At 67.8% G+C, this 22,532-nt stretch carries 24 protein-coding genes; 9 read left to right on the top strand and 15 right to left on the bottom strand.

From position 1 onward, the window contains the following. Window positions 1-51 precede the first annotated feature (51 nt). Window positions 52-1,071 carry a LacI family DNA-binding transcriptional regulator gene (locus FND50_RS01565; protein WP_144284525.1) on the bottom strand — a complete coding sequence of 340 codons (1,020 nt, stop codon included), beginning with the start codon at window positions 1,069-1,071 and terminating at the stop codon, window positions 52-54. Window positions 1,072-1,235: 164 nt separating this feature from the next. Here FND50_RS01565 and FND50_RS01560 point away from each other — a divergent pair, with 164 nt between their 5' ends. Together FND50_RS01560 and FND50_RS01555 are read left to right on the top strand one after the other, a co-directional pair. Then, window positions 1,236-2,663 carry a cytosine permease gene (locus FND50_RS01560; RefSeq protein WP_144284524.1) on the top strand — a complete coding sequence of 476 codons (1,428 nt, stop codon included), beginning with the start codon at window positions 1,236-1,238 and terminating at the stop codon, window positions 2,661-2,663. Window positions 2,664-2,722: 59 nt separating this feature from the next. After that, complete coding sequence (locus FND50_RS01555) at window positions 2,723-3,832, top strand: C45 family peptidase (protein WP_144284523.1); 1,110 nt, start codon at window positions 2,723-2,725, stop codon at window positions 3,830-3,832. Between the two features lie 68 nt (window positions 3,833-3,900). On the opposite strand, the gene FND50_RS01550 is transcribed toward FND50_RS01555, so the two are convergent. The 4 genes from FND50_RS01550 to FND50_RS01535 form a co-directional block, all read right to left on the bottom strand. Next, the gene (locus FND50_RS01550; RefSeq protein ID WP_144284522.1) at window positions 3,901-4,551 is read right to left on the bottom strand and encodes a GntR family transcriptional regulator; all 651 of its coding nucleotides are present in this window, start codon (window positions 4,549-4,551) and stop codon (window positions 3,901-3,903) included. A gap of 116 nt (window positions 4,552-4,667) precedes the next feature. Further along, complete coding sequence (locus tag FND50_RS01545) at window positions 4,668-5,660, bottom strand: transketolase family protein (protein ID WP_120659992.1); 993 nt, start codon at window positions 5,658-5,660, stop codon at window positions 4,668-4,670. Between the two features lies 1 nt (window position 5,661). Beyond that, window positions 5,662-6,549, bottom strand: coding sequence for a transketolase (locus FND50_RS01540; RefSeq protein WP_144284521.1), 888 nt, complete (start codon window positions 6,547-6,549; stop codon window positions 5,662-5,664). Next, window positions 6,546-7,937, bottom strand: coding sequence for an MFS transporter (locus FND50_RS01535; protein WP_144284520.1), 1,392 nt, complete (start codon window positions 7,935-7,937; stop codon window positions 6,546-6,548). The genes FND50_RS01540 and FND50_RS01535 overlap by 4 nt, the downstream gene beginning before the upstream one ends. A 241-nt stretch (window positions 7,938-8,178) precedes the next feature. Between FND50_RS01535 and FND50_RS01530 the strand changes: the two genes are divergently transcribed. The 4 genes from FND50_RS01530 (at window position 8,179) to FND50_RS01515 (ending at window position 11,130) form a co-directional block, all read left to right on the top strand. Continuing rightward, window positions 8,179-8,952 (top strand): SDR family NAD(P)-dependent oxidoreductase, encoded by a 774-nt coding sequence (locus FND50_RS01530; RefSeq protein WP_005260751.1) that lies wholly within the window; start codon window positions 8,179-8,181, stop codon window positions 8,950-8,952. A gap of 65 nt (window positions 8,953-9,017) precedes the next feature. Continuing rightward, window positions 9,018-9,305: a WhiB family transcriptional regulator gene (locus tag FND50_RS01525; RefSeq protein WP_144284519.1), complete on the top strand. Its 288-nt coding sequence runs from the start codon at window positions 9,018-9,020 to the stop codon at window positions 9,303-9,305. Between the two features lie 104 nt (window positions 9,306-9,409). Next, on the top strand, window positions 9,410-9,832 hold the full coding sequence (locus FND50_RS01520; protein WP_005237862.1) for a YciI family protein: 423 nt from the start codon (window positions 9,410-9,412) through the stop codon (window positions 9,830-9,832). Beyond that, window positions 9,805-11,130 carry an RNA polymerase sigma factor gene (locus tag FND50_RS01515; RefSeq protein WP_144284518.1) on the top strand — a complete coding sequence of 442 codons (1,326 nt, stop codon included), beginning with the start codon at window positions 9,805-9,807 and terminating at the stop codon, window positions 11,128-11,130. The genes FND50_RS01520 and FND50_RS01515 overlap by 28 nt, the downstream gene beginning before the upstream one ends. Before the next feature lie 19 nt (window positions 11,131-11,149). Here the strand turns inward: FND50_RS01515 and FND50_RS01510 are convergent, their stop codons facing one another. The 4 genes from FND50_RS01510 to FND50_RS01490 all read right to left on the bottom strand — a co-directional run bounded on the left by FND50_RS01510 (window position 11,150) and on the right by FND50_RS01490 (window position 15,894). Next, complete coding sequence (locus FND50_RS01510) at window positions 11,150-12,343, bottom strand: serine hydrolase (protein ID WP_144284517.1); 1,194 nt, start codon at window positions 12,341-12,343, stop codon at window positions 11,150-11,152. A gap of 210 nt (window positions 12,344-12,553) precedes the next feature. Continuing rightward, entirely contained in the window at window positions 12,554-14,974 is a 2,421-nt protein-coding gene (locus FND50_RS01500) for an excinuclease ABC subunit UvrA (protein WP_144284516.1), read from the bottom strand. A gap of 52 nt (window positions 14,975-15,026) precedes the next feature. Then, the gene (locus tag FND50_RS01495) at window positions 15,027-15,440 is read right to left on the bottom strand and encodes a VOC family protein (RefSeq protein ID WP_005260756.1); all 414 of its coding nucleotides are present in this window, start codon (window positions 15,438-15,440) and stop codon (window positions 15,027-15,029) included. Window positions 15,441-15,453: 13 nt separating this feature from the next. After that, on the bottom strand, window positions 15,454-15,894 hold the full coding sequence (locus FND50_RS01490; protein WP_005260757.1) for a helix-turn-helix transcriptional regulator: 441 nt from the start codon (window positions 15,892-15,894) through the stop codon (window positions 15,454-15,456). Between the two features lie 432 nt (window positions 15,895-16,326). Here FND50_RS01490 and FND50_RS01485 point away from each other — a divergent pair, with 432 nt between their 5' ends. From FND50_RS01485 to FND50_RS01475, 3 genes are all read left to right on the top strand, one after another. Beyond that, complete coding sequence (locus FND50_RS01485) at window positions 16,327-17,028, top strand: RNA polymerase sigma factor (RefSeq protein WP_144284515.1); 702 nt, start codon at window positions 16,327-16,329, stop codon at window positions 17,026-17,028. A gap of 3 nt (window positions 17,029-17,031) precedes the next feature. Then, window positions 17,032-17,256 carry an anti-sigma factor gene (locus FND50_RS01480; RefSeq protein WP_005260758.1) on the top strand — a complete coding sequence of 75 codons (225 nt, stop codon included), beginning with the start codon at window positions 17,032-17,034 and terminating at the stop codon, window positions 17,254-17,256. 117 nt (window positions 17,257-17,373) lie between these two features. After that, window positions 17,374-17,679 carry a hypothetical protein gene (locus tag FND50_RS01475; protein WP_144284514.1) on the top strand — a complete coding sequence of 102 codons (306 nt, stop codon included), beginning with the start codon at window positions 17,374-17,376 and terminating at the stop codon, window positions 17,677-17,679. A 180-nt stretch (window positions 17,680-17,859) separates the two neighbouring features. Here FND50_RS01475 and FND50_RS01470 read toward each other — a convergent pair whose 3' ends face one another. From FND50_RS01470 to FND50_RS01450, 6 genes are read right to left on the bottom strand one after another with little or no spacing between them, the layout of a single operon-like run. After that, entirely contained in the window at window positions 17,860-18,690 is an 831-nt protein-coding gene (locus FND50_RS01470; RefSeq protein ID WP_260850868.1) for a serine hydrolase, read from the bottom strand. Further along, window positions 18,579-19,046 (bottom strand): hypothetical protein, encoded by a 468-nt coding sequence (locus FND50_RS36585; protein WP_260850867.1) that lies wholly within the window; start codon window positions 19,044-19,046, stop codon window positions 18,579-18,581. Before FND50_RS36585 ends, FND50_RS01470 begins: the two co-directional genes overlap by 112 nt. Window positions 19,047-19,095: 49 nt before the next feature. Next, entirely contained in the window at window positions 19,096-19,404 is a 309-nt protein-coding gene (locus FND50_RS01465; protein ID WP_144284513.1) for a DUF202 domain-containing protein, read from the bottom strand. Continuing rightward, window positions 19,401-19,739 carry a YidH family protein gene (locus tag FND50_RS01460; RefSeq protein ID WP_144284512.1) on the bottom strand — a complete coding sequence of 113 codons (339 nt, stop codon included), beginning with the start codon at window positions 19,737-19,739 and terminating at the stop codon, window positions 19,401-19,403. Before FND50_RS01460 ends, FND50_RS01465 begins: the two co-directional genes overlap by 4 nt. Beyond that, on the bottom strand, window positions 19,736-20,920 hold the full coding sequence (locus FND50_RS01455) for an acyl-CoA dehydrogenase family protein (protein ID WP_144284511.1): 1,185 nt from the start codon (window positions 20,918-20,920) through the stop codon (window positions 19,736-19,738). The genes FND50_RS01460 and FND50_RS01455 overlap by 4 nt, the downstream gene beginning before the upstream one ends. Window positions 20,921-20,934: 14 nt before the next feature. Further along, the gene (locus tag FND50_RS01450) at window positions 20,935-22,485 is read right to left on the bottom strand and encodes a long-chain fatty acid--CoA ligase (RefSeq protein WP_144284510.1); all 1,551 of its coding nucleotides are present in this window, start codon (window positions 22,483-22,485) and stop codon (window positions 20,935-20,937) included. Between the last annotated feature and the right edge of the window lie 47 nt (window positions 22,486-22,532).

Genomic DNA, 22,532 nt, shown 5'->3' with positions numbered 1-22,532 from the left:
ATCACTGACGGCGCGCCGGCGAGCACGTGTATTTCGGGGCCATCGGCGTGGCTACCGGGTGGAGCCCCGCACGACGAGGCGTCCGTGGAGATGCCCCGGTGGGACCGGCCGGTCCAGGTTGTCGAGGCGGTTGACCAGCAGCGTGACGGCTACGCGGGCAAGGTGTTCGGGCTGCAGGTCCACCGAGGTGATGGGGGGGACGGCTGATCGCGTGTGCTCCGAGTCGGATCCGCCGACGATCTGCACGTCGCCGGGGACGTCGAGTCCTCGTTCCCGAACCCGCGCGAGCGCCCCCGCCGCGTGCCTGCCGGTGAGGCAGTACACCGCGTCCGGTGGGTCGTTCCGGTCGAACAGCTCGTCCGCGGCTTCGCGTCCGCCTGCCTCGCCGGTGGTCTCGGGCCGGATGGCGACCAGGGCGTCCTGACCGTGATTCGCCGCCCACGTGCGGTAGGCGGTCTCGGCGCCCAGGTTCCACGAATTGGGATCGGTTCCGGCAACCAGAGCCACTCGCGTCGCCCCCGCGTCCTCGAGGTGCCGCAGCACTCGGTCCGTCATGAGTTCGGTGTCGGTGTCGAGCCAGGCGTCGTACTCGGCCCTCGCCGGGTCCTTCCCGACGGACAGAAACGGCACGCCCTCCCCGAGGAGCATCTCGATGAGGGGGTCGTTCGTGACGGGTTCCGTGATCAGGAACCCGTCGCAGGCGAGGGCGGCGGCGGGCGACTCGTCGCGCGACGGATCGGACACCAGCATGAGCCCGTATCCGAAATCCATCGCGGCGAGAGCCGCCGAACCCGCGAACCGCAGGAAGTAGTCGACACCCTCGGGGAGAGACGAATCCAGTGTCTCCAGTGGCCGAAGCACGAGGGCGATCACGCCGAGACGGTTGCTCCGCAGACTTCTCGCCACCACGTCCGGTCGGTAGCCGAGGGATTTGGCGGCCGAGCGGACACGCTCACGCGTCGCGGTGGCGACGACGCCTTTGCCGCTGAACGTGTGCGACACCGTCGTGGTCGACACCCCCGCGTGGCGTGCCACGTCGGCGATGGTGGGCCTCGATCGCTTCTCCGTCACGCACTCAGGCTACCAACAGGCCGACCTGCACCAAATCGATTTGCAAATTGCCTCGCGACGTTCTTGTCCAAATCGATTTGGTTCCGTACGGTGACCGGGGTCACGCCAGATCGGCGATTGCGCCCACCAGCCGCACATCCGTGCTCATCTACCCGGAGGACCCCATGGCATCGACAAAAGCAGACCCGCGTGTGGCGATGCCCCGCGAAACACCGCAGGCCGACCGCGCCGGGCGGGTGGAGACACACGGCATCGACTTCATCCCCGACAGCGAACGGCACGGCCGCGCCCGGGACCTGTTCGCGGTGTGGGCGGCGCCCAACGTGAGCTATCTGGCCCTGGTCGTCGGCGGCGCACTGATCCTGATGGGCCTGTCCTTCTGGCAGGCGCTGGCGGTGATCGTGGCCGGCAACCTGTTCTCGATCCTCACCGGGATCGTCGCCGCCAGCGGACCGGCGTCGGGCACGCCCAGCGAGGTGATCACGCGGGCGATCTTCGGCATCCGCGGAAACCGCGTGAACATCCTCGTGACCAGCTGGTTCATCAGCGTCTGCTACCTGGCTCTGAACTGGGCGGCCGCGTCGTACACGGCGTTCAGGCTCGTCGAACGGTTCGAAATCGAGGCGACCACCCCTGTCAAGGTCGTCATCATCCTGGCGATCGCCGCCGTCACGCTGGCCATCGGCGTGTACGGGCATGCGACGATCGTGCGGCTCTACCAGCCGCTGGCCCTGGTACTGACGTTGATCTTCGTGGTCATGGCCGGGTACGTCCTCGGTAACGCCGACTGGGGTTACCAGCCGGCGGAGGCACTCCACGGAATCGGCCTGTGGGCGACGGTGGCCGCGGGTGTGTCGATCGTGGCGTCGGCTCCGCTGTCCTACACCAACAGCGCGGACTTCGCCCGCTACCTGCCTGCGACCACCTCGCCGGTCTCGGTCGCCGTGTGGACGGCGCTCGGCGCGTTCGTCCCCAGCGTGCTGTTCACCTCGCTCGGCGCACTCGCCGGTACCGGACTCGACATGGCCGACCCGCAGATCGCACTCGAGACCATTCTCCCGGCGTGGTTCACGCCGATCTTCCTGCTCGCCGTCATCGTCGGCACGATCGCCAACAACGCGATGACCGCCTACAGCTCCGGGCTCGCCCTGCAGTCGGTGGGCCTGCGCCTGCGCCGCTCGCGCAGCGTCCTGCTCGACGGTTTGATGGGTGTGGCCATGACGCTGTACGCCCTGCTCGTCTCCAACTTTCTCGACACCGTCAGCAACATGATGCAGCTCGTCGTGAGCGTGATGGGTCCCGTCATGGCCGTGTACGTCGCCGACGTCCTGTGGCGCCGCAACCGCTACGACGGCGTCGAGCTCGGCAACGAAACCAGCGGCAGCCCCTACTGGTACAGCGGTGGGATCAACTGGGCGGGAACGGTCGCCGTCTTCACCGGCATCGCCGCCGCCGCGCTCTGCGTCGCCGCGCCCGTCTACACCGGGCCGATCGCGAACGCGGTCGGTGCCGTGGACCTGTCGCTGCCGGTCGGATTGATCGTCTCCGCAGCACTGTACGTCGTGCTGATGCGCTCGTACCGAACCCGCTGATCGACTGTGATCGGCGCGCACACAGCACTATTCACACCGGAACCACGACGAGGACGACGATGACCGAGACCAGCACTGCCCACTCCCACGTCAGCGTGGACGACACCCGGCCGCGCGAACGCGGCATCGCCCGCGGCACGCAGCTGCGCACCGACCTACCCGCGTCCGTGGAACTGTATCTGCGCCTGTTCGACACGGTCGGTGTGAGCGAGCCCCGGACCCGCGACAGCGCGCACCGCCTCGCGGATGTCCTTGCGGCGTGGGGACCCGGGTACCTCGAGGAGATCGAGGGCATCGCTGCCGGCGCCGGGCTCGAGCCCTGGCACGTGATGGCGCTGAACGGCCGGACCGAGATCCTGTCGCAGGCGACCGCGGCCCGCCCCGGCGAGTGCTCCACCATCGCCTACGCACCCGCGGATCGTCCGTCGGCGCCGTTCGGCATCCAAAGCTGGGACTGGCACGAGGAACTGGACCCGTATTGGCACACCCATCAGGTGCGCGGACCCCGCCACAGTTACGTGGGGCTGACCGAGCACGGCATCCTCGGCAAGATCGGGGTGAACAGCGCGGGTCTCGGCGTGTTCTTCAACATCCTCGGCCACCGCGACGACGCACCGGCCGGCGTGCCCGTGCACGTCCTGTCGGCGGCGGTCCTCGGTGAAGCCGGAACCGTCGACGAAGCCCTCGAGTTGCTGCGCTCGGCACCGATCGCGACGTCGGGCGCACTGACCCTGATCGACGCCGACACCGTGGCGTGTGCCGAGGTCAGCCCCGTCGGCGTCGCGACGCTCCGCCCGAGCGACGGATTCCTCACCCACACCAATCACTTCCTCGACCCGGCCAACGCCGCCCGCGAGAAGACCGGTCTGTACGAGCCGGACTCGCAGGACCGCTACGGTCTGATCGCCTCCCGGCAGCAGCGGTACGCCGAGCCGACCGTCGCCGATCACCTCGTCGAGTACCTGTACTCCGATCCGGGGCAGCCCCAGCTGTGCTGCGTCCCCGGCCCGGATGCGGTCTTCGGTCAGCGCTGGGCCACCCTCGCGACAGTGCTGCTCGAACCCGAGCACCGCCGTGCCCGCATCCTCGCCGGCACACCGATCGACGCCCGCCGAAGGTCGTGGACCACGCTCGACGCCACCGAGACCGCCTGCGTCGTCGGCGAGTGACACGGCGGCCTGTCCCGGGTACGTGAGCGGCAAAGCGTGTGCCCGCACTCTTTCCCACTCACCTGGGGTCAGGACACCAGATTCGCTGAGGCCCAGTCCATGTGTGTCTGAATCGCTTTGGCAGCTTCGTCGGCGTCGCCGGTCTCGATGGCGTCGACGATGGCGCTGTGGCGACCGACGTCCATGTTGCCGACGGCGCGGTCCAGGCCGGCGAACATGATCGACATCCGGATGGATCCTTCGAGGGAGATCCACGAGTGCAGGAGTGTGTCGTTGCCGGTGAGAGAGCACATGGTGCGATGAAAGTTCAGGTCGGCCTCGATGCGGGCTTCGAGGACGGCGGTGTCCATGACGTCGAGGGCGGCGCGCAGTTCCGCGATGACGGTGGTGCGGTCGGCCAGGCCGGCGAGTTCCCGGGCGGCAAGTGCCTCGAGTGCGGCGCGGACGGCGAAGATGTCGCGGATCTCCTTGGAATCGAGGTGCCGGACGTACAGCCGGCCCCGCGCACCTGCGGAGATCAATCCCTCCTGCTGGAGTTGCCGCATCGCCTCGCGGAGCGTGCCGCGGCTGATCTGCAGCATCTCGGACAGTTCGGTCTCCACGAGCGGGCTGCTCGGCGCGAGTTCCCCGCTGGTGATCGCGACCCGCAGGGCGGCGACGGCTTGCTGACGGAGGCTGGTCTTCTCCAGCCCGAGCAGTGCGGCGGGTTGTCCGGCCATGGGTGCCTCCGTGGGGTCAGCGATCAACTGTCGACAGTGGTCTGTTGACAGCAACCTGTTGACAGCCATCGTACGGCCCGCGCCGCCCGGCCTGCGGCGTGGGCCGTACGCGCTGGTCATGCCAGTTCGCCGAGAACCTTGGCGACGATCCGGTCCGTGCTCAGGCCGTACCGCTCGTGCAGGGTGGGCAGGGCACCGGCGTCGAGGAACTGATCCGGCAGGGCGATCGGCACGACGCGCTTGCCGAGTCCGGCCGTGACGACGGCGGCGGCCACCGTCTCGAACAGACCGCCGATCACGGTGTGGTTCTCCAGGGTGACCACCAGGCGGTCGGTGTTCACCTCCGCGAGGACGGTCTCGGCGTCGAACGGTTTGATCGTCGGCGTGTGCACGACCGCCACGTCGACGTTGTGCGCGGCGAGTCGGTCGGCGGCCTGCAGCGCGCGCATCGTCATCAGCCCACTGGTGACGAACACGACGTCGTTGCCGCCGCGGAGCACCTTGGCCTTGCCGAGTTCGAACGTGTAGTCGTACTCGTCGAGCACGGTCGCGACCTTCCCCCGCAGCAGCCGCAGGTAGGTGGGACCGTCGGAGGCGGCGAGCTGCGGGACGGCCTGTTCGATGTCGATCGAGTCGCACGGGTCGACGATGGTGAGGTTGGGGATGCCCCGGAAGATGGCCATGTCCTCGGTGGCCTGATGGCTGGGCCCGTAGCCGGTGGTCAGTCCGGGGAGGCCGCCGATGATGTTGACGTTGAGGTTCGGTTCGGCGATGTCGAGGCACAGGAAGTCGTAGGCGCGGCGCGCGGCGAACACCGAATACGTGGATGCGAACGGCACCAGGCCGGTCTCGGCCATTCCGGCGGCGGCTCCGAGCAGGAGCTGCTCGGCCATCCCCATCTGGAAGAACCGGTCGGGGAACTCCTGCGCGAAGATGTGCATGTCGGTGTACTTGGCCAAGTCGGCGGACAGGCCGACGATCTTGTCGTTCTCCCGGGCAGCCTTCACCAGGGCGTGCCCGAACGGTGCGGACGTGGTCTTCTGGCCGTCGTCGACGAACGAGGCGATCATGGCCGAGGTCTTGAGCTTCGGCTTGCTGGCGGTGGTCATGTCAGGCGTCCTTGTGGTCGAAGCCGGCGGTGAGTTGGTCGCGGCAGATCTGCCACTCGTGTTCGTCGATGCGCATGAAGTGCGCCTTCTCCCGGGACTCGAGCAGGGGCACACCCTTCCCGACGCGGGTGTCGCAGAGAATGATCGACGGTTTGCCGTCGGATTCGGCTGCGGCGTTGTCGAATGCGCGCACCAGTGCGGTGACGTCGTTGCCGTCGACGCGTTCGACGTGCCACCCGCAGGCCGCCCACTTGTCGTGCACGGGTTCGGTGCTCAGCACCGTCGAGGTCGCACCGTCGGCCTGCAGGGCGTTGATGTCGACCACCGCGGTGAGATTGCCGAGACTGTGGTGATGGGCGCCCATCGCCGCCTCCCACGTCGAACCCTCGTCGAGTTCGCCGTCGGACAGGAAGTTGAAGACGCGGGCGGTGGAGTGCTGGTGACGCAGCCCGAGGGCCATCCCGACCGCGATGGTCAGGCCGTGGCCGAGGGAGCCGCCGGAGATTTCCATGCCGGGGGTGTACGTGGACATTGCCGACATCGGGAGGCGTGAGTCGTCGGAGCCGTAGGTTTCCAGTTCGCTGCGGTCGATGATTCCGGCCTCGGCGAGTGCGGCGTAGAGGCCGATCGCGTAGTGACCGGTGGACAGCAGGAACCGGTCTCGTCCCTCCCATGCGGGATCGTCGGCGCGGTAGCGCAGTTGGTCGGCGTAGACGGTGGCGAAGATGTCGGCGGCCCCGAGCGCTTGCCCGACGTATCCCTGGCCCTGTTCCTCACCCATGTCGATGACGTTGTGCCGCATGCGATAGGCGAACTGTTCGACGTTCGCGATGCGCGACGCGTCACTGGTCGTGTCTTCGGCCGCGGTGGTGGCGGTTGTGATGGTCACAGGAGTTCCTTTTCCTTGCGGATCGTGGGCGTGGTGCCGGTGGACGTCGGCGCGTCGGCGCTTTTGGAATCGGCGCGCGCCGCGGCCTCGGCGGCGAGGCGCCGTTCGGTCGGTCCCCAGGTCTCCCTGGTGATCAACGCCGCCCACAGCCCGATCAGGGCATACGTGCTGAACAGCAGCGCCGGACCCCACCAGCCGAAGGAGACGAACAGCAGCGTGGTGACGAAGGGGGTGAAGCCGGAGACCATCGCCGAGATCTGGTAGGCGAGGGACGCTCCCGAGGCACGGCGCGAGGCGTCGAACAGTTCGGGGAACCACGCACCCTGCGCTCCCGCCATCGAGTTCTGGCAGACCGCGTAGGCGATCACGATGGTGGCGATGACCAGGATGAAGAGACCGGTGTTGACCAGAAGGAACATCGGGATTCCGAACAGTGCCGCGAAGGCGCAGGACGCGATGTAGACGGGGCGTCGTCCGATACGGTCGGTGAGTCGTGCCCAGGCGACGGTGGCGAAGACGCCGATTGCGGACGCGATGCACAGGGCGACAAGGGTTTCGGACTTCCCGGCGAGACCCTGGTTGTGCAGGTAGGAGATCATGTAGGTGATCGACACCGCGTACCCGGCTGTCTCGGCTACCCGAAGAGCGATTCCGCGCAGAATGTTTCGCCAGTCGTACTTGATGGATTCGAGCACCGGGGACTTGACGATGTCACCCTCGTTCTTGACGTCCTCGAAGACCGGGGACTCGGGCACCTTCGACCTGATGACCAGGCCGACCATCACCAGGACGATGCTGGCGAGAAACGGTACCCGCCAGGCCCAGTCGCCGCCGAGATGCACGCTGAACAGGAACACCAGGTTCGCCAGCAGCAGCCCGACGGGGAAGCCGGCCTGCACGATGCCGGTGAATTTGCCCTTGGACTTCCAGGGGGCGTGCTCGTAGCTCATCAGGATCGCGCCGCCCCACTCGGCACCGAACGCGAGGCCCTGGACGACGCGGACGAGGACCAGCAGCACCGGCGCGATGAGCCCCACCTGCGAATAGGTGGGCAGCAGGCCGATCGCGAAGGTCGCAAGACCCATCGCGATCAGCGATGCCACCAGTACAGGCTTGCGGCCCAGCTTGTCCCCGAGATGTCCGCCGAGCACCCCGCCGAGCGGGCGCGCAGCAAAGCCGACACCCAGCGTCGCGAACGCGGCGAGTGTTCCGGTGACCGGGTCGGCGCCCGGGAAGAAGGCGGTACCGAAGTACAGCGCGGCGGCCGTGCCGAAGCCGATGAAGTCGTACGTCTCGATGACGGCCCCCACCGAGGAGCCGATTGCTACGCGCTTGGCGTCCTTCGTGCCATGGACGGGACCTCGCATCCTGAGTGTTTCGGTACTCATGGGGACTCCTCTTCGAGATGCCGGTTTCTACGATTGCCGCCGATTTGTTGACTGTCAACAGTGCGGTTCCAACAGTGTGATGCGAGCCACGCCAATATGTCAACCGTTACCCGCCGACGGTTGACTGTTAACAGTCGATCGGCTTACTGTGGTGGCAGTCACCTACCGCGTCGTCGACCGCCTCCCCTGCTCTCCACCGCACCGGACGGCACGCGCGATTCCAGCAACAAGAGGAGCGATCATGTCGTCCATCCAGCGCACCGCCGTCGTCACCGGCGCCACCTCCGAGCGCGGGATCGGTCTCACCACCGCCCGCCGCTACGCCGAAGAGGGCTGGGCGATCGTCGTTCTCGACCTCGACGGGGAAAAGTCCGCGAAGGTCGCCGCCGAGATCGGGAACGAGTTCGGTGTCCCGGCCTTCGGTCACGACATCGACGTCGCCGACGAGAACTCGGTCCAGCGGGCACACGACGCCGTCGCCGCCGAAGTCGCCGGCGGCAACCTCCCCGCCGTGGGTGCGCTCGCGAACATCGCCGGCATCACGTCGCCGGTGCCGTTCCTCGAGACCACCCTGGAACTGTGGAACAAGGTGATGGCGGTCAACGCCACCGGCACCTACCTCGTCACCCGCGCGTTCCTGCCGGCCATGATCGACAACGGCTGGGGACGTGTGGTGAACATGTCATCCGTCTCCGCCCAGCGTGGTGGCGGGGTCTTCGGGAAGGTGCCCTACTCGTCCGCCAAAGCCGCGATCCTCGGTTTCACCAAGTCCCTCGCACGTGAACTCGGCGACAGCGGAGTCACCGTCAACGCCGTCACCCCCGGTGCGGTCGACACCAGCATCCGCGTGGGCAGCACCGCCGAACAGGAAGCCGCACTCTGCCGCGACATCCCCCTCGGCCGGGTCGCGACCACCACCGAGGTCGCCGCCGTCATCACCTTCCTGTCCTCGCAGGACGCCGCGTACCTCACCGGCACCACCGTCGACATCAACGGCGGCAGCCACCTGCACTGAGTCGGTGCAGCCACAGCGGTGGACGGGTAACCACCGTCCACCGCCCGAATCCCCCGGGACACCCGATGATCGACCACACGACACTTCACGACGACCTGCCCACGACCGCCGCCGAACGCTGGGGATGGCGATACCGCGCCCACTGCCGCACCACCGAACCCTCCGCCTTCTTCGCACCGGACGGCGAACGACGCGGCGCCCGGATCAGGCGCGAACGACGCGCCAAACAGATCTGCGACGGGTGCGTCGTCGCCCGGCAATGCCGCGCACACGCAACCGAACACCGCGAGACCCACGGAATATGGGGTGGCACCACGGAAACCGACCGGCGCAGAGCCGGTCGGGCCCGATAGGTTCGGAAAAGAATTTCGGCGAGTGTGTCGATCCATGTCACTCCCCGTTCGACCTGAGGATGAGAAGGTCCAAGAGGGACCCCGACATCCAAGGAGACGGAACCATGAAGTACATGCTGATCATGCGCGCCACCGACGAGACCTTCGCGGCGTTCCAGGACGCTGATTTCACCGAGATCATGGACTCGATGGGCAAGTTCAACGACGAGATGATCCGCGCCGGTGTGCTGCTCGCGGCCGAGGGACTGGACCCCGACCCCGAGTCGGGTGTGGTGGTCGACTACTCGTCCGAGACACCTGTGGTGACCGACGGCCCCTACGGCGAGACGAAGGAGTTGTTCGGCGGCTTCTGGATGCTCAACGTGGCATCGAAGGAGGAGGCAGTCGAGTGGGCCAAGCGTGCCCCGATGGCTGGTCCCGGTTCCAAGGCGGAGATCCGCCGGGTCGCGACGATCGACGAGTTCCCGCAGGACAACGTGTGGATCCAGAAGGAGCGGGCGTGGCGCGAAGCGACCGGTCAGCTCTGAGCGGGTCGACGGCGGGCGGCCACACCGGGCGTGAGGCCGTCGCCGCCGTCTGGCGGATCGAGTCGGCGCGGATCGTCGGTGCGCTCGCGCGGTACACCGGCGATTTCGCGCTGGCCGAGGACCTCGCCCAGGAGGCGCTGGCCGAGGCGCTCGTGAGCTGGCCACGCGACGGCATCCCCCACAACCCCGCGGGATGGTTGCTCACCGTCGGCCGCCGCCGGGCGATCGACGCGTTCCGCCGACGCTCCGCCCTCGACGAGAGGTACGCCGTCCTCGCCCACGATCTAGGCGAGGGCGGGGCCGTCTCGGGCAGCGCGCCCGCCGATCCGGCCGAGGGCACCGGGGACGTGCTGTGGGATCCGGACCAGATCGACGACGACATGCTGGCGTTGATGTTCATCTCCTGCCACCCCGTGCTGTCGCGTGAGGCGAGGGTCGCGCTCACCCTGCGGGTGGTCGGCGGTCTGACCAGCGACGAAATCGCCAAGGTGTTCCTCGTCCCGACCGCCACCGTGCAGGCCCGGATCACCCGGGCGAAGAAGACCCTCGGGGCGGCCCGGGTGCCGTTCGAGGTGCCGCCCGCCGCAGAGCGGACCGAGCGACTCGGCTCGGTGCTCAGCGTGATCTATCTGATCTTCACCGAAGGGTCCTCGGCCAGCTCCGGTGACGATCTGATCCGCCTCGACCTCGCGAGCGAGGCGCAGCGCCTCGCTCGCGTGCTGACTCGGCTGGTGTCCGACGAGCCCGAGGTCCACGGCCTGCTGGCGCTGCTCGAACTGACCTCCGCGCGGTTCCCTGCCCGCACCGGGCCGGACGGCGAGCCGGTGCTGCTCGAGCACCAGGACCGCCGCCGCTGGGACCGGACCGCGATCCGGCGGGGACGCGCCGCCCTCGCCCGAGCGGAACAGGTCGGCCGGGGCCTGGGCGCCTACGGCCTGCAGGCGGCGATCGCCGAATGCCACGCCGTCGCGCCGTCGGTCGACGCGACGAACTGGGAGCGAATCGTCCTCATCTACGAGGCACTCGGCCGCCTCGCGCCGTCACCGGTGGTGGACCTCAACCGGGCGGTGGCGATCTCCATGGCCCAGGGACCGGCCGCGGCGCTGCCGATCGTGGACGAACTGGTGGCCGCCCAGGCGCTGTCGAACTCGCACCTGCTGCCGAGCGTTCGCGGCGAACTTCTCACCCGCCTCGGACGCACCGACGAGGCGCGCACCGAATTCGAGGCGGCCGTCCGGCTGTGCGGCAACGAGCGCGAGCGGACGGTGCTGGGGCGTAAGCTCGCAGACCTCCGCTGACGAGCAACGACCGGTTGACCTAGACGGGTGAGGCAAGCGCGGCGTGACGGTACGCCGTCGTCTCGAAGTCCAGGTAGCCGCCGAACGACACGGGGTCGGCGAACGGCAGGATCTGGGTGGCCCAGTACCCGGCGATTCCGTTGCGACGATCGATCCAGTAGTACGAGTTGGCGAGCCCGGCCCACCCGAGCGACCCCCGGGGCCGGCCGGTGGGCGCGTCCTCTTCGTTCACCATGAACGTGTACGCCCACGACTTTCGCTGTCCGGGAAAGAATTCGGCGTCGTTGGTGAGGGCGGGTATCACGGCCGGCAGCATCCCCACCTCTTGTCCCTCGAGGCCGTTGCACACGGCCGCCTGCACGGTGTCCGCCCGCAGAACTCGCCCACCGGGCGCGTCTCCGTCGTTCAGCCACATCCGCAGGAACTTCAGGTAGTCGCCCACGGTGGAGTAGAGGCCGTGCCCGCCCATGTGAATCTCGGGATCCTGCGGCAGCACCAGATCCAACGGAGTGAGCCGGCCGTCCTCCTCCCGCTGGTGGATGGTCGCGCGCCGGGCCGCCATCGATCCGGTCAGGGCGAAAGCTGTGTCGTGCATGTCCAGGGGCGCGAACACCCGCTCGGCCATCACCTCGCCGAGCCGCTTGCCGCGGATGGCCTCGACCACCTGACCAGCCCAGTCGATGTTCGTACCGTACTGCCACTTCTCGCCCGGGTCGAAGAGCAACGGTGTGGTCAGCGACGCCCGTGTCGCGGTGATCACGCCGGGCTGGTCGTGCTCCACACCCAACCGGTTGTAGGTCTCGTCGAAGAAGTCGTACCCGAACCCGGCGGTGTGCAACAACAGCATCCGCGTGGTGATGTCCCGCTTCGGCGCCCTCAGCACCGGATCACCGTGGCCGTCGAATCCCTCGATGACCTGAATGTCACCGAGCTCCGGAACGTATTCGCGGGCCGGCGCGTCGAGGTCGAGCAGACCCTCTTCGACGCACTGCAGCACAGTGGTCCCGGTGATCGCCTTCGTGGTGGAGAAGATCGCGAAGACGGTGTCGGCGGTCATCGGCTCGCGGTCGGCCAGGGACCGCACCCCGGCGGAACCCTCGAACACCGTGCGGTCGCGATCGGTCACCATCGCCACCACTCCGGGCACGCGCGGCGCATCATCCTCGGTCACGCTGTCGAGAACCTTGCCGAGCGCGGCGTTGAGATCGGACATCCCACTCTCCTGTCGTGTCTGTGGTCACTGATCGAACGTGACGTTATGGCCGGGTGGAGGGTGGCGACGTCTCAGATCGGCACAGCACGTCTCGGTTCGGCACAATCCGGGTGGCGGGCGTCACAGTTGCGCTGCGACCAGGTGTGGCACCGAACGAGGAAACCCCCGGCTGCCGTGGCAACCGGGGGCCGACCTCGACGCTCGCCTCGATCAGGTGCCGACGTAGGCGGCGAGGTGCTCGCCGGTGAGGGTGGAGCGGGCAGACACCAGATCCTCCGGCCTGCCCTCGAACACGATCCGGCCGCCGTCGTGGCCGGCGCCCGGGCCGAGGTCGATGATCCAGTCGGCGTGCGCCATGACCGCCTGGTGATGCTCGATGACGATGACCGATTTACCGGAGTCGACGAGCCGGTCGAGCAGCCCGAGCAGCTGTTCGACGTCGGCGAGGTGCAGGCCGGTGGTCGGCTCGTCGAGGACGTAGGTGTCGCCCTTGTCGGCCATCGCGGTGGCCAGCTTGAGCCGCTGCCGTTCGCCGCCGGACAGCGTGGTCAGCGGCTGTCCGACGCTCAGGTAGCCGAGCCCGACGTCGGCGAGCCGCTGCAGAATCTTGTGAGCCGCCGGGATCCGTGCCTCGCCGGAACCGAAGAACTCCTCGGCCTCGGCCACCGGCATCGCGAGCACTTCGGCGATATTCCGGCCGCCCAGCGTGTACTCGAGCACCTCGGCCTGGAACCGCTTCCCCTCGCACTCCTCGCACGGCGATTCGACGGTGGCCATCACGCCCAGGTCGGTGTAGATGACACCGGCGCCGTTGCACGTGGGGCAGGCACCCTCGGAATTGGAGCTGAAAAGTGCCGGCTTCACGCCGTTGGCCTTCGCGAACGCCTTGCGGATCGGCTCGAGCAATCCGGTGTAGGTCGCCGGGTTGCTTCGCCGGGAGCCTTTGATCGCGCCCTGGTCGATCGACACCACGCCGTCCCGCCCGGACACCGAACCGTGGATCAGCGAGCTCTTGCCCGAACCCGCCACACCGGTCACGACCACCAGCATGCCGAGTGGGATGTCGACGTCGACGCCGCGCAGGTTGTGGCTGTCTGCGCCTCGCACCTCGAGCGCGCCCGACGGTGTGCGCACCGACTGCTTCAGCGACGCGCGGTCGTCCAGGTGCCGCCCGGTGAGCGTGTCACTGGACCGCAGACCCTCGACGGTGCCCTCGAACACCACCTGGCCACCCTCGGTGCCGGCGCGCGGTCCGAGGTCGACGACGTGGTCGGCGATCGCGATCGCCTCCGGCTTGTGCTCCACGACCAGCACCGTGTTGCCCTTGTCGCGTAACTGCAGCAGCAGGCCGTTCATCCTCTGGATGTCGTGCGGGTGCAGGCCGATGGTCGGCTCGTCGAAGACGTAGGTGACGTCGGTGAGCGACGAACCGAGATGCCGGATCATCTTCGTGCGCTGCGCCTCTCCTCCGGACAGGGTGCCCGACGGCCGGTCGAGTGAGAGGTACCCCAACCCGATCTCCGTGAACGAGTCGAGGAGATGTTGCAGCCCACTGAGTAGCGGCGCCACCGACGGCTCCTTCAGGTCCCGGACCCAGTCGGCGAGGTCGCTGATCTGCATCGTGCAGACGTCGGCGATGCTCTTCCCCTTGATCTTCGACGATCGCGCCCCCTCGCTGAGTCGGGTGCCGTCGCAGTCGGGGCAGGTGGCGAACGTGATCGCCCGCTCCACGAACGCGCGGATGTGCGGCTGCATGGCGTCGACGTCCTTGGCCAGGAACGACTTCTGGATCTTCGGGATCAGACCCTCGTACGTCACGTTGACGCCCTCGACCTTGATCTTGGTCGGCTCCTTGTAGAGCAGGTCCTGCAACTGCTTCTTGGTGAACTTCGCGATCGGCTTGTCCGGGTCGAAGTAGCCGCAGCCCCGGAAGATGCGGCCGTACCAGCCCTCCATGCTGTAACCGGGGATCGTCAGCGCGCCCTCGTTCAGCGACTTGCTGTCGTCGTACAGCGCCGTCAGGTCGAAGTCGGTGACCGCGCCCCGGCCCTCGCATCGCGGACACATGCCGCCGGTGATGCTGAAGCTCCGCCGCTCCTTCGTCTGCTGGCCACCGCGCTCGATGGTGACCGCACCCGCGCCGGAGATCGACGCGACGTTGAAGGAGAACGCCTGGGGTGAGCCGATGTGCGGCTTCCCGAGCCGGCTGAACAGGATGCGGAGCATCGCGTTGGCGTCGGTGGCGGTGCCCACGGTGGAGCGGGGGTTCGAGCCCATCCGCTCCTGGTCGACGATGATCGCCGTCGTCAGCCCGTCGAGAACGTCGACGTCGGGTCGCGCCAGTGTGGGCATGAAGCCCTGCACGAAGGCGCTGTAGGTCTCGTTGATCATCCGCTGCGACTCCGCGGCGATCGTGGCGAACACCAGCGAGCTCTTGCCCGAGCCGGAGACACCGGTGAACACCGTCAGCCGGCGCTTCGGGAGCTCGACACTGATGTCCTTGAGGTTGTTCTCGCGCGCGCCGTGCACGCGGATGAGATCGTGACTGTCGGCAAGGTGCAGATCCGGCGACCCTGAATCTTCCCGTCGCTTCGCTCGCCCCGTCGTACCCGCCTTCGTGGCCGTGCTCATCGTGTCTCCCTCTGTTGGGCGGAGCCGCCTTCGCGGTCTCCGTCGGCGTCGATCAGCGCAGTTCCTGGATGCGAACCATGTTGCCCGCGGGATCGCGGAAGGCGCAGTCACGGACTCCGTACGGCTGCTCGGTCGGCTCCTGGACGACCTCCGCGGAGTCGCTGGCCTGCAGTTTCTCGAAGACGCCGTCGAGATTCCTGGTGGCCAGGTTGATCGCTGCGTAGGTGCCCTTGGCCATCATCTCGGTGATGGTGCGGCGCTCGTCGTCGGTGATGCCGGGGTCGGCGGCCGGCGGATGCAGGACGATGGACGTGCCGGGCTGGTCGGCCGGGCCGACCGTGATCCAGCGCATCCCGTTGTAGCCGACGTCGTTGCGGACCTCGAAGCCGAGAGTGTCGCGATAGAAGGCCAACGCGGCGTCCGGGTCGTCCTGCGGGAGGTAGGTCTGGTGAATTGTGATGTCCATGGGATCACGATAATTACGAATCAGCGACCTGCGCTTCTCGATTCCTGATCGGTCTGGTGACCTGTTTCGCCACGCACGACGGAATGCCCGCCGTCGCGTCCGCCTCCTGGCGCCGGTAGGTGCTGGGCGGGACTCCGGTCAGCTCGGTGAACCGTGTGCTGAAGGTGCCCAGAGACGAGCAGCCGACCGCGAAGCAGACCTCGGTGACGCTGAGGTCGCCGCGACGCAGCAGCGCCATCGCCCGCTCGATGCGCCGCGTCATCAGGTACGAATACGGAGACTCGCCGTACGCGAGCCGGAACTGGCGGCTGAGGTGCCCGGCCGACATGTTCACGCCACGGGCGAGCGACTCGACGTCCAGCGGTTGCGCGTGCTCTCGATCGATCCGGTCACGGACGCGGCGCAGCAGCGCGAGGTCGCGTAGGCGCTGGTTCTCAGCGGTACTGCTCGTCACACACGAAATCGTGCCACGTCGCACCGGAGTTGCCTAGCGTTTCTCTCCGCGCTCACCCTCCTCACGCCGGGTCGGGCGTTGCACCTCGACAGTGGTCGACGAGCGAGACCTGTTCATCCGGGGCCGGCGGCCGGTCCTGCTCGGCTCCGTCCACGTGGCGAGCTTCCACTGAACCCAGCTGCTCCCAGTAATTCTCCGAACGCGCCAGCGGAGTTCGCCGAAAATCCATGCGTCGCCCTTCCCGAATTGCCAGGTGCAGTCGTTTCCTGGGGCACCCGGGCCGCGGCGACCGTTTCCGCGTCGCCGCGGCCCGCCACCCCTCCGCATCGAGTCTTCCTCGCGCCGCGAAGCCGAGACAGGGCCGTTCGGCCCTACCACCGCGCGCCCGGATGCGGCCTGATCGACGGCTGCCGTCGAGATCAGTAGGGTTGGATGTCATCCGGCCGTGTCACGCGGCCACGCTTCCGGAGCGCCTCGATCACCGAGGAGGAGCGGATGACGGAGATCGATACCTCGCACGAGCAGTGCCTCGTCGACTCTTTACGTGCACGCGACGAGTCGGCGTTCGTCGAACTGGTCGACCTGCACACACCGATGATGCTGCGCGTGGCGCGAGGGTACGTGGCCAGCGCCGAGGTCGCGGAGGACGTCGTACAGGAAACCTGGATCGCCGTCCTCCAGGGCATCGACCGATTCGAAGGCCGCTCCACCCTCCGTACCTGGCTGTTCCGGATACTCGTCAACATCGCCAAGAAACGGGGAGTGCGGGACCGGCACGATGTCGACGCCGCACTGGCCGCCTACACGGGCAGCGCCTCCGTGGACCCGGCCCGGTTCCTGCCGGCATCCTCCCCGGAGGATCCACACCACTGGGCGACACCGCCGACCAGCTGGCCGGAGACCCCCGAAGGGTCGGTCCTCGGTGCGGAGGTCCTCGACGTCGCCGGCCGCGAGCTCGAGCACCTACCCGACCGCCAGCGGATCGTGGTCGTTCTGCGTGACGTCCTCGGCTACGACGCCGGGGAAGTGTCCGCGATGCTGTCGATCACCCCGGCGAACCAGCGGGTGCTGCTGCATCGGGGTCGCGCACACGTGCGCCAGGCCCTCGAGGACTATCTTGGAACGGGAGCGTGAGATATGGACTGCCAGGACCTCGTCGAACTCGTCACGGCCTACCTCGAGGATGACATGGATCCCGATGCCCGAGTCCGATTCGAAACCCATCTGGGCGAATGCCCGGGCTGCGCCACCTATCTCGAACAGATCGAGCAGACGGTGCACACCCTCGGCGCGCTCCCCCCGGACGAGCTCGATCCGGCGTTGCGGGACCGCCTGCTCGCCGCGTTCCGCGACTGGCGCTAGCGGCGGAGAACTCACCGCAAATAATGTCCGGCGGGGTGTAACGTTTCGCGCCCTGGCGGACACCATTCGAGTAGCCGTGAACGTCGGGTTCGCGGCACTCGGACAGGAATTCAGACCATGAACGCCACACATTCGCACCAAGACGACCGACGCACCCACCGCGGCTCGCTGCGGAAGCGGATCGTGACCGTGGTGGTGGCTGCAGCCGCACTCGGTGTCCTTCCCGTCGGCGTCGCGGGCGCGGTTGCCCCGGCCGCGGAACACCTGGTCGCCGCAGTGGCCGCCCCTGACACCGGCCGCGACATCCCCGGCGGCAACGACGATCGGACCCGCGATCGGCAACGCGACCAGCGTCAGGAACGCAGGGCCGAGAACATGCCCACCGATCAGGTCCCGATCATCTGGAACGTCATCCCGTCGTAACGGCTGACGCTCTCTGGTCACAGTCCAGATGTCATGCTGTGGACGGGCACTCGGCAGAGTGCCCGTCCGAGGCCGTTGTCCGCCCAGAGTAAGTGCGTCCGCCGCCCCGGCACGTCCGTCAGGTGCGCAATCCGTCAGCGGGAGGTGTCGAGGGCGTCGTGGCAAGGGTGTTCGTTTACATCAGACACCCGCCATCGACAATTGCCTCCCGAGCCGGGTGAACACCTCCGGGAACGGTGGTGTCGCAACGCACGAGGAGATGATCTGCGATCCGAAATGTGCGACGACGAGGTCGAGTTCGCGGGAGACGAACAACCGCTGGCCGTGGATTCCACTCGCCATGAAGGAGTCGAACGGATCGTTGAGGATCCACCAGTAGTCCCGGTAGCTCATCGTGGCAGGCGAATTCGCCGACGCTCGCGGCAACCGCACCTGAGCGGTCGCTCCCTCGGGGACGGTGCTGATCGCACGCACCACCGACGCCGGGACGATCTGGCGGTCGCCGAGAGCGCCGCCGCAGCGAAGCATCTCCCCCACCTTGGCGATGTCCCGGAGGGTGGCCGCGTAGCCTCCGCATGCGGTTTCGACGCCGGCGGCGTCGAGGATGTACCGGGCGTCCTCGTCGGCACCGATCTTCGACCAGATCAACTCGCTCATCAGGTCCGAGACGGTCGCGCCGGTGACGCGGCTGATCAGCGCGCCCATCGCCTCGCAGCATCCGTTCTCGTAGTGGAAGACCTCGCCGTACGGGCCGGTCGCGCGGGCCGTTTTCAATCGGTCGAGCAGGGTGGTCGGGCCGTCGTATCCGTCGGGCCGCATCCCGGGGGCCACGACTGCCCACCACCGGTGTGCCTCGACCTCACGATGGAACTTTCGTCCCCCGTAGGCCACCTGTGTCGTCATGTCGAGCAGATGACGAATAGTAGCGTCACCGAACGCCGTTCCCGCCAACTCGGGAACGTATGTGAAGACCTGATCGTCCCGCGTGAACAAGCCCTGGTCCTCGAGCATCCGGCGAGCAGGCCGATGAACGCCTTGGCCATCGACGCAGTCAGGTGCAGGTCCTGACGACGGAGGCCGTGCAGGTACTGCTCGTAGACGACCGCGCCGCGGTGCAGCACGATCATCCCGTCCGAATGCGAGTCGACGAGGAACTGGTACAGCGTGCTCGCTCCCCCGCCTCCGGACTCGACGGCGAGCCGTGAGAGGTCCTGCAACTGCTCCGGCAGTTCCCGGCGCGGACCGTCGCCGCGCCACACTCGACGCGTGGGACCGGTCTCGCCGACGGCCGTCGCCTGCCGGCGGACCTGCGCCGGGTCGGTGAATCCGAGCGTCCATTTCAGTTCTGCGAGTGGCAATTGCGACACAGCGGATCTCCTCTGTCGGATCGGGACACGTGCTGGGGAACATCGAGTTTCAGGCCGGTGCGGCAAGGGCGGCGCCTGCCGTCGCGAAAACGGCGAGGCTGACAGCGGCGGGAAGCAGGAGGCCGAGTGGGCGGGGGTCGTCGGCGCGCCGGCGGTATCGGCGCTGCCGCGTCACGGCACCCGCTCCCACCGCCGCGGCAGCGCCGCAGGCTCCGGCCACCGCAACGACGTGCGCGAGGTGCGGGTGGGCGATCGAGGAACGGACGACTGCGGCGAGGCACAGGCAGACCGCAGGTAACGTGCGGCCCCACGCCAGCACCGTACGTTCGGCCTGCAACCCCGGTGGCGGCGCGGTCACGTCGCCGCCCAGACGACGCCGAGCGCGGCAGCGAGACACACACCCGCGACCACGGCCGGGGCCAGACGCGATGCCGGTAGCGGCACGGCCCGGCGCATCGCGGACTGCACGGACCGCCACCGCAGCAGCGCACCGACCGCGACGAGCGCGGCCAGCAGGATGCAGACCGCACCCAGCGTGTCGTGGAACTCGGATCCGCCTCGCGGCAGGTAGAACTGGCTGACCGCGACCCCGCCCGCGAGAAGAGCGAGCGCGGTACGGATCCAGGCCAGGAAGGTCCGTTCGTTGGCGAGCGTGAATCGGTAGTCCGGCTCCGTCTCCGTGTCGGCGCTCACGGGAGCAGAAGGAATCGGGCGATGCCGTTCTTCTGGATCTCGGAGGATCCGGTGAGGATCCGGAACATCCGCAGACGCTGGAACAGCGATTCCACCTCGCGGCCGCGGACGACACCCGATTTGCCGTGGATCTGCACGGCGGCATCGGCGATCGCGAACGCCTTCTCCGCCACGAACAGCTTGCACATGAAGGCTTCGATCCGCGGCCGCTCGCCCCGGTCGAGCGCGGCGAGTGCGTCGTAGGTCATCGACCGAGCCGCGTAGTAGTCGGTTGCCATGTCCGCCAGCCGGTGCTGGATGCTCTGCAGCATGCCGAGCGGCGCGCCCTGCACCTGTCTGCTGCCGGCGTAGCCGACGGACAACTCCAGGGCTCGGCGTGCACCGCCCAGCGCCGTCGGGCAATGCAGGAGCCGGTTGACCGTGACGCGACCGAGCCCGATCTTCAGACCCTGCCCCGCCTCACCGAGCAACTGTTCCGGTCCGACATAGCAGTCGTCGAGAACGATGTCGGACTCGATGTGCTGGCCCGACATCGGGGTCTCGCCCTGCTGCACCGTGCATCCCGGGGTGTCCAGGTCGACGAGGAACGCGGAGTAATGCGGGCCGCCGTCGTCGTCGTCTGCCATCTTCGCGATGAGGATGGAGAAGTCCGCGAACGGTCCGGCGGTGGAGAACACCTTGTGCCCGGTCAGGCGCCACCCGTCGCCGTCCGGGGTGGCGGTGGTGAGCATGCCGCGCACGTCGGAGCCGGCGTCGTTCTCCGTGAGCGAGAAGCAGCACGCGCGCTCGCCGCGCGTGACGGGGAGCAGGTACTTCTCGATCTGGTACTCGGTGGCGTACTGGAAGATGCTGCCCACCCGCAGCGGTCCGCCCATGTCGCCGAGTACCGAGGTCGACAGGACCCGCGGTGACGCGCCCACTTCTTCCTTCAGGGCGGCGAGTTCGGTGAACGACAGTCCCGCGCCGCCGAGGTCCGCGGGCAGGCTGACACCGTAGAAGCCGAGGTCGCGGCTACGTCGCCACACCGGCTCGAGCGTCTCGCGGGTGTACACACTCCCGGAGGTGAGGCCGAGTTCGCGTTCGTAGTCGGCGAGTTCGCCGTCCAGGTAGTCACGCAGCCGTGCGACGAGGTCGTGCAGGCGAGGGTTGTCGTCGTAAGTGGGGTTCAGGGTGAAGGTCATCGGAGGCTCTGCTTTCAGTTGACGTGGCGGGCGGCCTGCGCCCAGTAGCATTCGCGCACCGACTTGCGGTCGATCTTGCCGTTGCGGTTGACGGGAAGGCTGTCGACGAAGTCGATCGAGCGGGGCTTCTTCATTCGCGCGAGGCGTTCGGCGCAGTGCTCGATCAGCTCGTCCTCGGTCACCGGGGTCCGCGTGACGACGACGGCTTTGACTGCCTCCCCCCACTTCTCGTCGGGAACCCCGACGACGCACGCGCCGGACACGGCCGGGTGCTCGTACAGCGCGGCTTCCACCTCGCTGCAGTAGATGTTGAACCCGCCCGAGATGATCATGTCCTTCTTGCGGTCGACGATGAACAGATATCCGTCGTGGCGGAAGTACCCGACATCCCCGGTGTGGACCCAGCCCTCGACGAACGTCTCCGCGCTCAGCGCCGGCTCGTGCCAGTACTCGCGCACACAGTCGGGGCCGCGCGCGACGATCTCGCCGATCCCGCCTGCCGGCAGTTCGTTGCCTGCGTCGTCCACCACGCGAACCTCGGTGTCGAATACCGGGCGCCCGCACGACATCAGCAGTTCCGGATCCGATTCGACGCCTCGCACGACGTCGTCGTAGGTGAGCACGGTGATGCCACTCGTCGTCTCCCCGAGACCGTATCCCTGCATGACGACGGGGCCGAACATCGCGACGGCGTCGCGTAGCCGTTGCGGTGAGACCGGGGCGCCGCCGACGCCGACGCACCGCAAGCTCGACAGGTCGACGTCGTTCGCGGCCGGATGGTCCATCAGCATGTTCAGCATCGTCGGAACGACGAAGGTGGTGGTGATGCGTTCCTTCTCGATGGTTCGTAGGAACAACTCGGTGTCGAAGGCAGGCAGGACGACGACCGCGCCGCCGCGGGCGAGCACGCCGAGCATCATCATTCCGGAGGCGTGGGTGATCGGTCCCGGGGCGAGATACCGGTCCGTGTCGGTGGGCGCGCCGGTCGGGCTCATCAAGCGTTTGCGCATGTTGGCCAGTCGGTTTCCGTACGTCTGCACGGCGGCCTTGAGTTTTCCGGTGGACCCGGACGTGTAGTTGAGGACGGCGGGCGCGCCTTCGGTGACGTCGACGGCGACGGGATCGCCGAGTCCGTCGGCGAGGAGATCCGCGTACCGGTCCGCACCGGGTGCGCTGTTCCCGTAGTCGTAGACGGCGATGTCGAGGCCCAGATCCGCGACGACCTTCAACGCGACGTCGGCGTGCGCGGGGTCGACGAAGAGCGTCTTGACGTTCGCGTCGCGCAGGACGTGGCCGAGTTCGTCGGCTCCCAGGCGCGCGTTGACGGGAACGCGCACGAATCCCGCCTTGCACACGGCCATCTCGGTCACGACGAGTTCTCCGCAGTTGCCGGCGAAAGTGGCCACCGCGTCGCCGATCCCGAGGCCGGTGCGCATCAGCGCGGAGGCGAGACGGTTGGTCGAGTCGTCGAGTTCCCGGTAGGTCAGGCGACTGTCGCCGCACACCACGGCCTCGCTGTCCGGCCGGAACTTCGCGCTCCGGGTGAGGTAGGTACCGAGATTCATACAGTCTCCAAGATCGACGTGTTGATCGTTATTGGACATAGTGTCCA

This window comes from Rhodococcus sp. WB9, from assembly GCF_007558985.1.
Lineage (GTDB): Bacteria > Actinomycetota > Actinomycetes > Mycobacteriales > Mycobacteriaceae > Rhodococcus_F > Rhodococcus_F opacus.
The sequence above is the reverse complement of the archived record's forward strand: the minus strand, read 5'-3'. Positions and strand labels throughout refer to the sequence as shown.

What these genes read in the sequence shown, in the direction of transcription:
- FND50_RS01535 (WP_144284520.1), bottom strand. Translation starts at nt 7,937, where the DNA reads ATGAGTACCGAAACACTCAGGATGCGAGGTCCCGTCCATGGCACGAAG.
- FND50_RS01480 (WP_005260758.1), top strand. Translation starts at nt 17,032, where the DNA reads ATGGACTGCCAGGACCTCGTCGAACTCGTCACGGCCTACCTCGAGGAT.
- FND50_RS01530 (WP_005260751.1), top strand. Translation starts at nt 8,179, where the DNA reads ATGTCGTCCATCCAGCGCACCGCCGTCGTCACCGGCGCCACCTCCGAG.
- FND50_RS01500 (WP_144284516.1), bottom strand. Translation starts at nt 14,974, where the DNA reads ATGAGCACGGCCACGAAGGCGGGTACGACGGGGCGAGCGAAGCGACGG.
- FND50_RS01560 (WP_144284524.1), top strand. Translation starts at nt 1,236, where the DNA reads ATGGCATCGACAAAAGCAGACCCGCGTGTGGCGATGCCCCGCGAAACA.
- FND50_RS01520 (WP_005237862.1), top strand. Translation starts at nt 9,410, where the DNA reads ATGAAGTACATGCTGATCATGCGCGCCACCGACGAGACCTTCGCGGCG.
- FND50_RS01495 (WP_005260756.1), bottom strand. Translation starts at nt 15,440, where the DNA reads ATGGACATCACAATTCACCAGACCTACCTCCCGCAGGACGACCCGGAC.
- FND50_RS01550 (WP_144284522.1), bottom strand. Translation starts at nt 4,551, where the DNA reads ATGGCCGGACAACCCGCCGCACTGCTCGGGCTGGAGAAGACCAGCCTC.
- FND50_RS01450 (WP_144284510.1), bottom strand. Translation starts at nt 22,485, where the DNA reads ATGAATCTCGGTACCTACCTCACCCGGAGCGCGAAGTTCCGGCCGGAC.
- FND50_RS01485 (WP_144284515.1), top strand. Translation starts at nt 16,327, where the DNA reads ATGTCATCCGGCCGTGTCACGCGGCCACGCTTCCGGAGCGCCTCGATC.
- FND50_RS01455 (WP_144284511.1), bottom strand. Translation starts at nt 20,920, where the DNA reads ATGACCTTCACCCTGAACCCCACTTACGACGACAACCCTCGCCTGCAC.
- FND50_RS01470 (WP_260850868.1), bottom strand. Translation starts at nt 18,690, where the DNA reads ATGCTCGAGGACCAGGGCTTGTTCACGCGGGACGATCAGGTCTTCACA.
- FND50_RS01475 (WP_144284514.1), top strand. Translation starts at nt 17,374, where the DNA reads ATGAACGCCACACATTCGCACCAAGACGACCGACGCACCCACCGCGGC.
- FND50_RS01525 (WP_144284519.1), top strand. Translation starts at nt 9,018, where the DNA reads ATGATCGACCACACGACACTTCACGACGACCTGCCCACGACCGCCGCC.
- FND50_RS01545 (WP_120659992.1), bottom strand. Translation starts at nt 5,660, where the DNA reads ATGACCACCGCCAGCAAGCCGAAGCTCAAGACCTCGGCCATGATCGCC.
- FND50_RS01510 (WP_144284517.1), bottom strand. Translation starts at nt 12,343, where the DNA reads ATGTCCGATCTCAACGCCGCGCTCGGCAAGGTTCTCGACAGCGTGACC.
- FND50_RS01555 (WP_144284523.1), top strand. Translation starts at nt 2,723, where the DNA reads ATGACCGAGACCAGCACTGCCCACTCCCACGTCAGCGTGGACGACACC.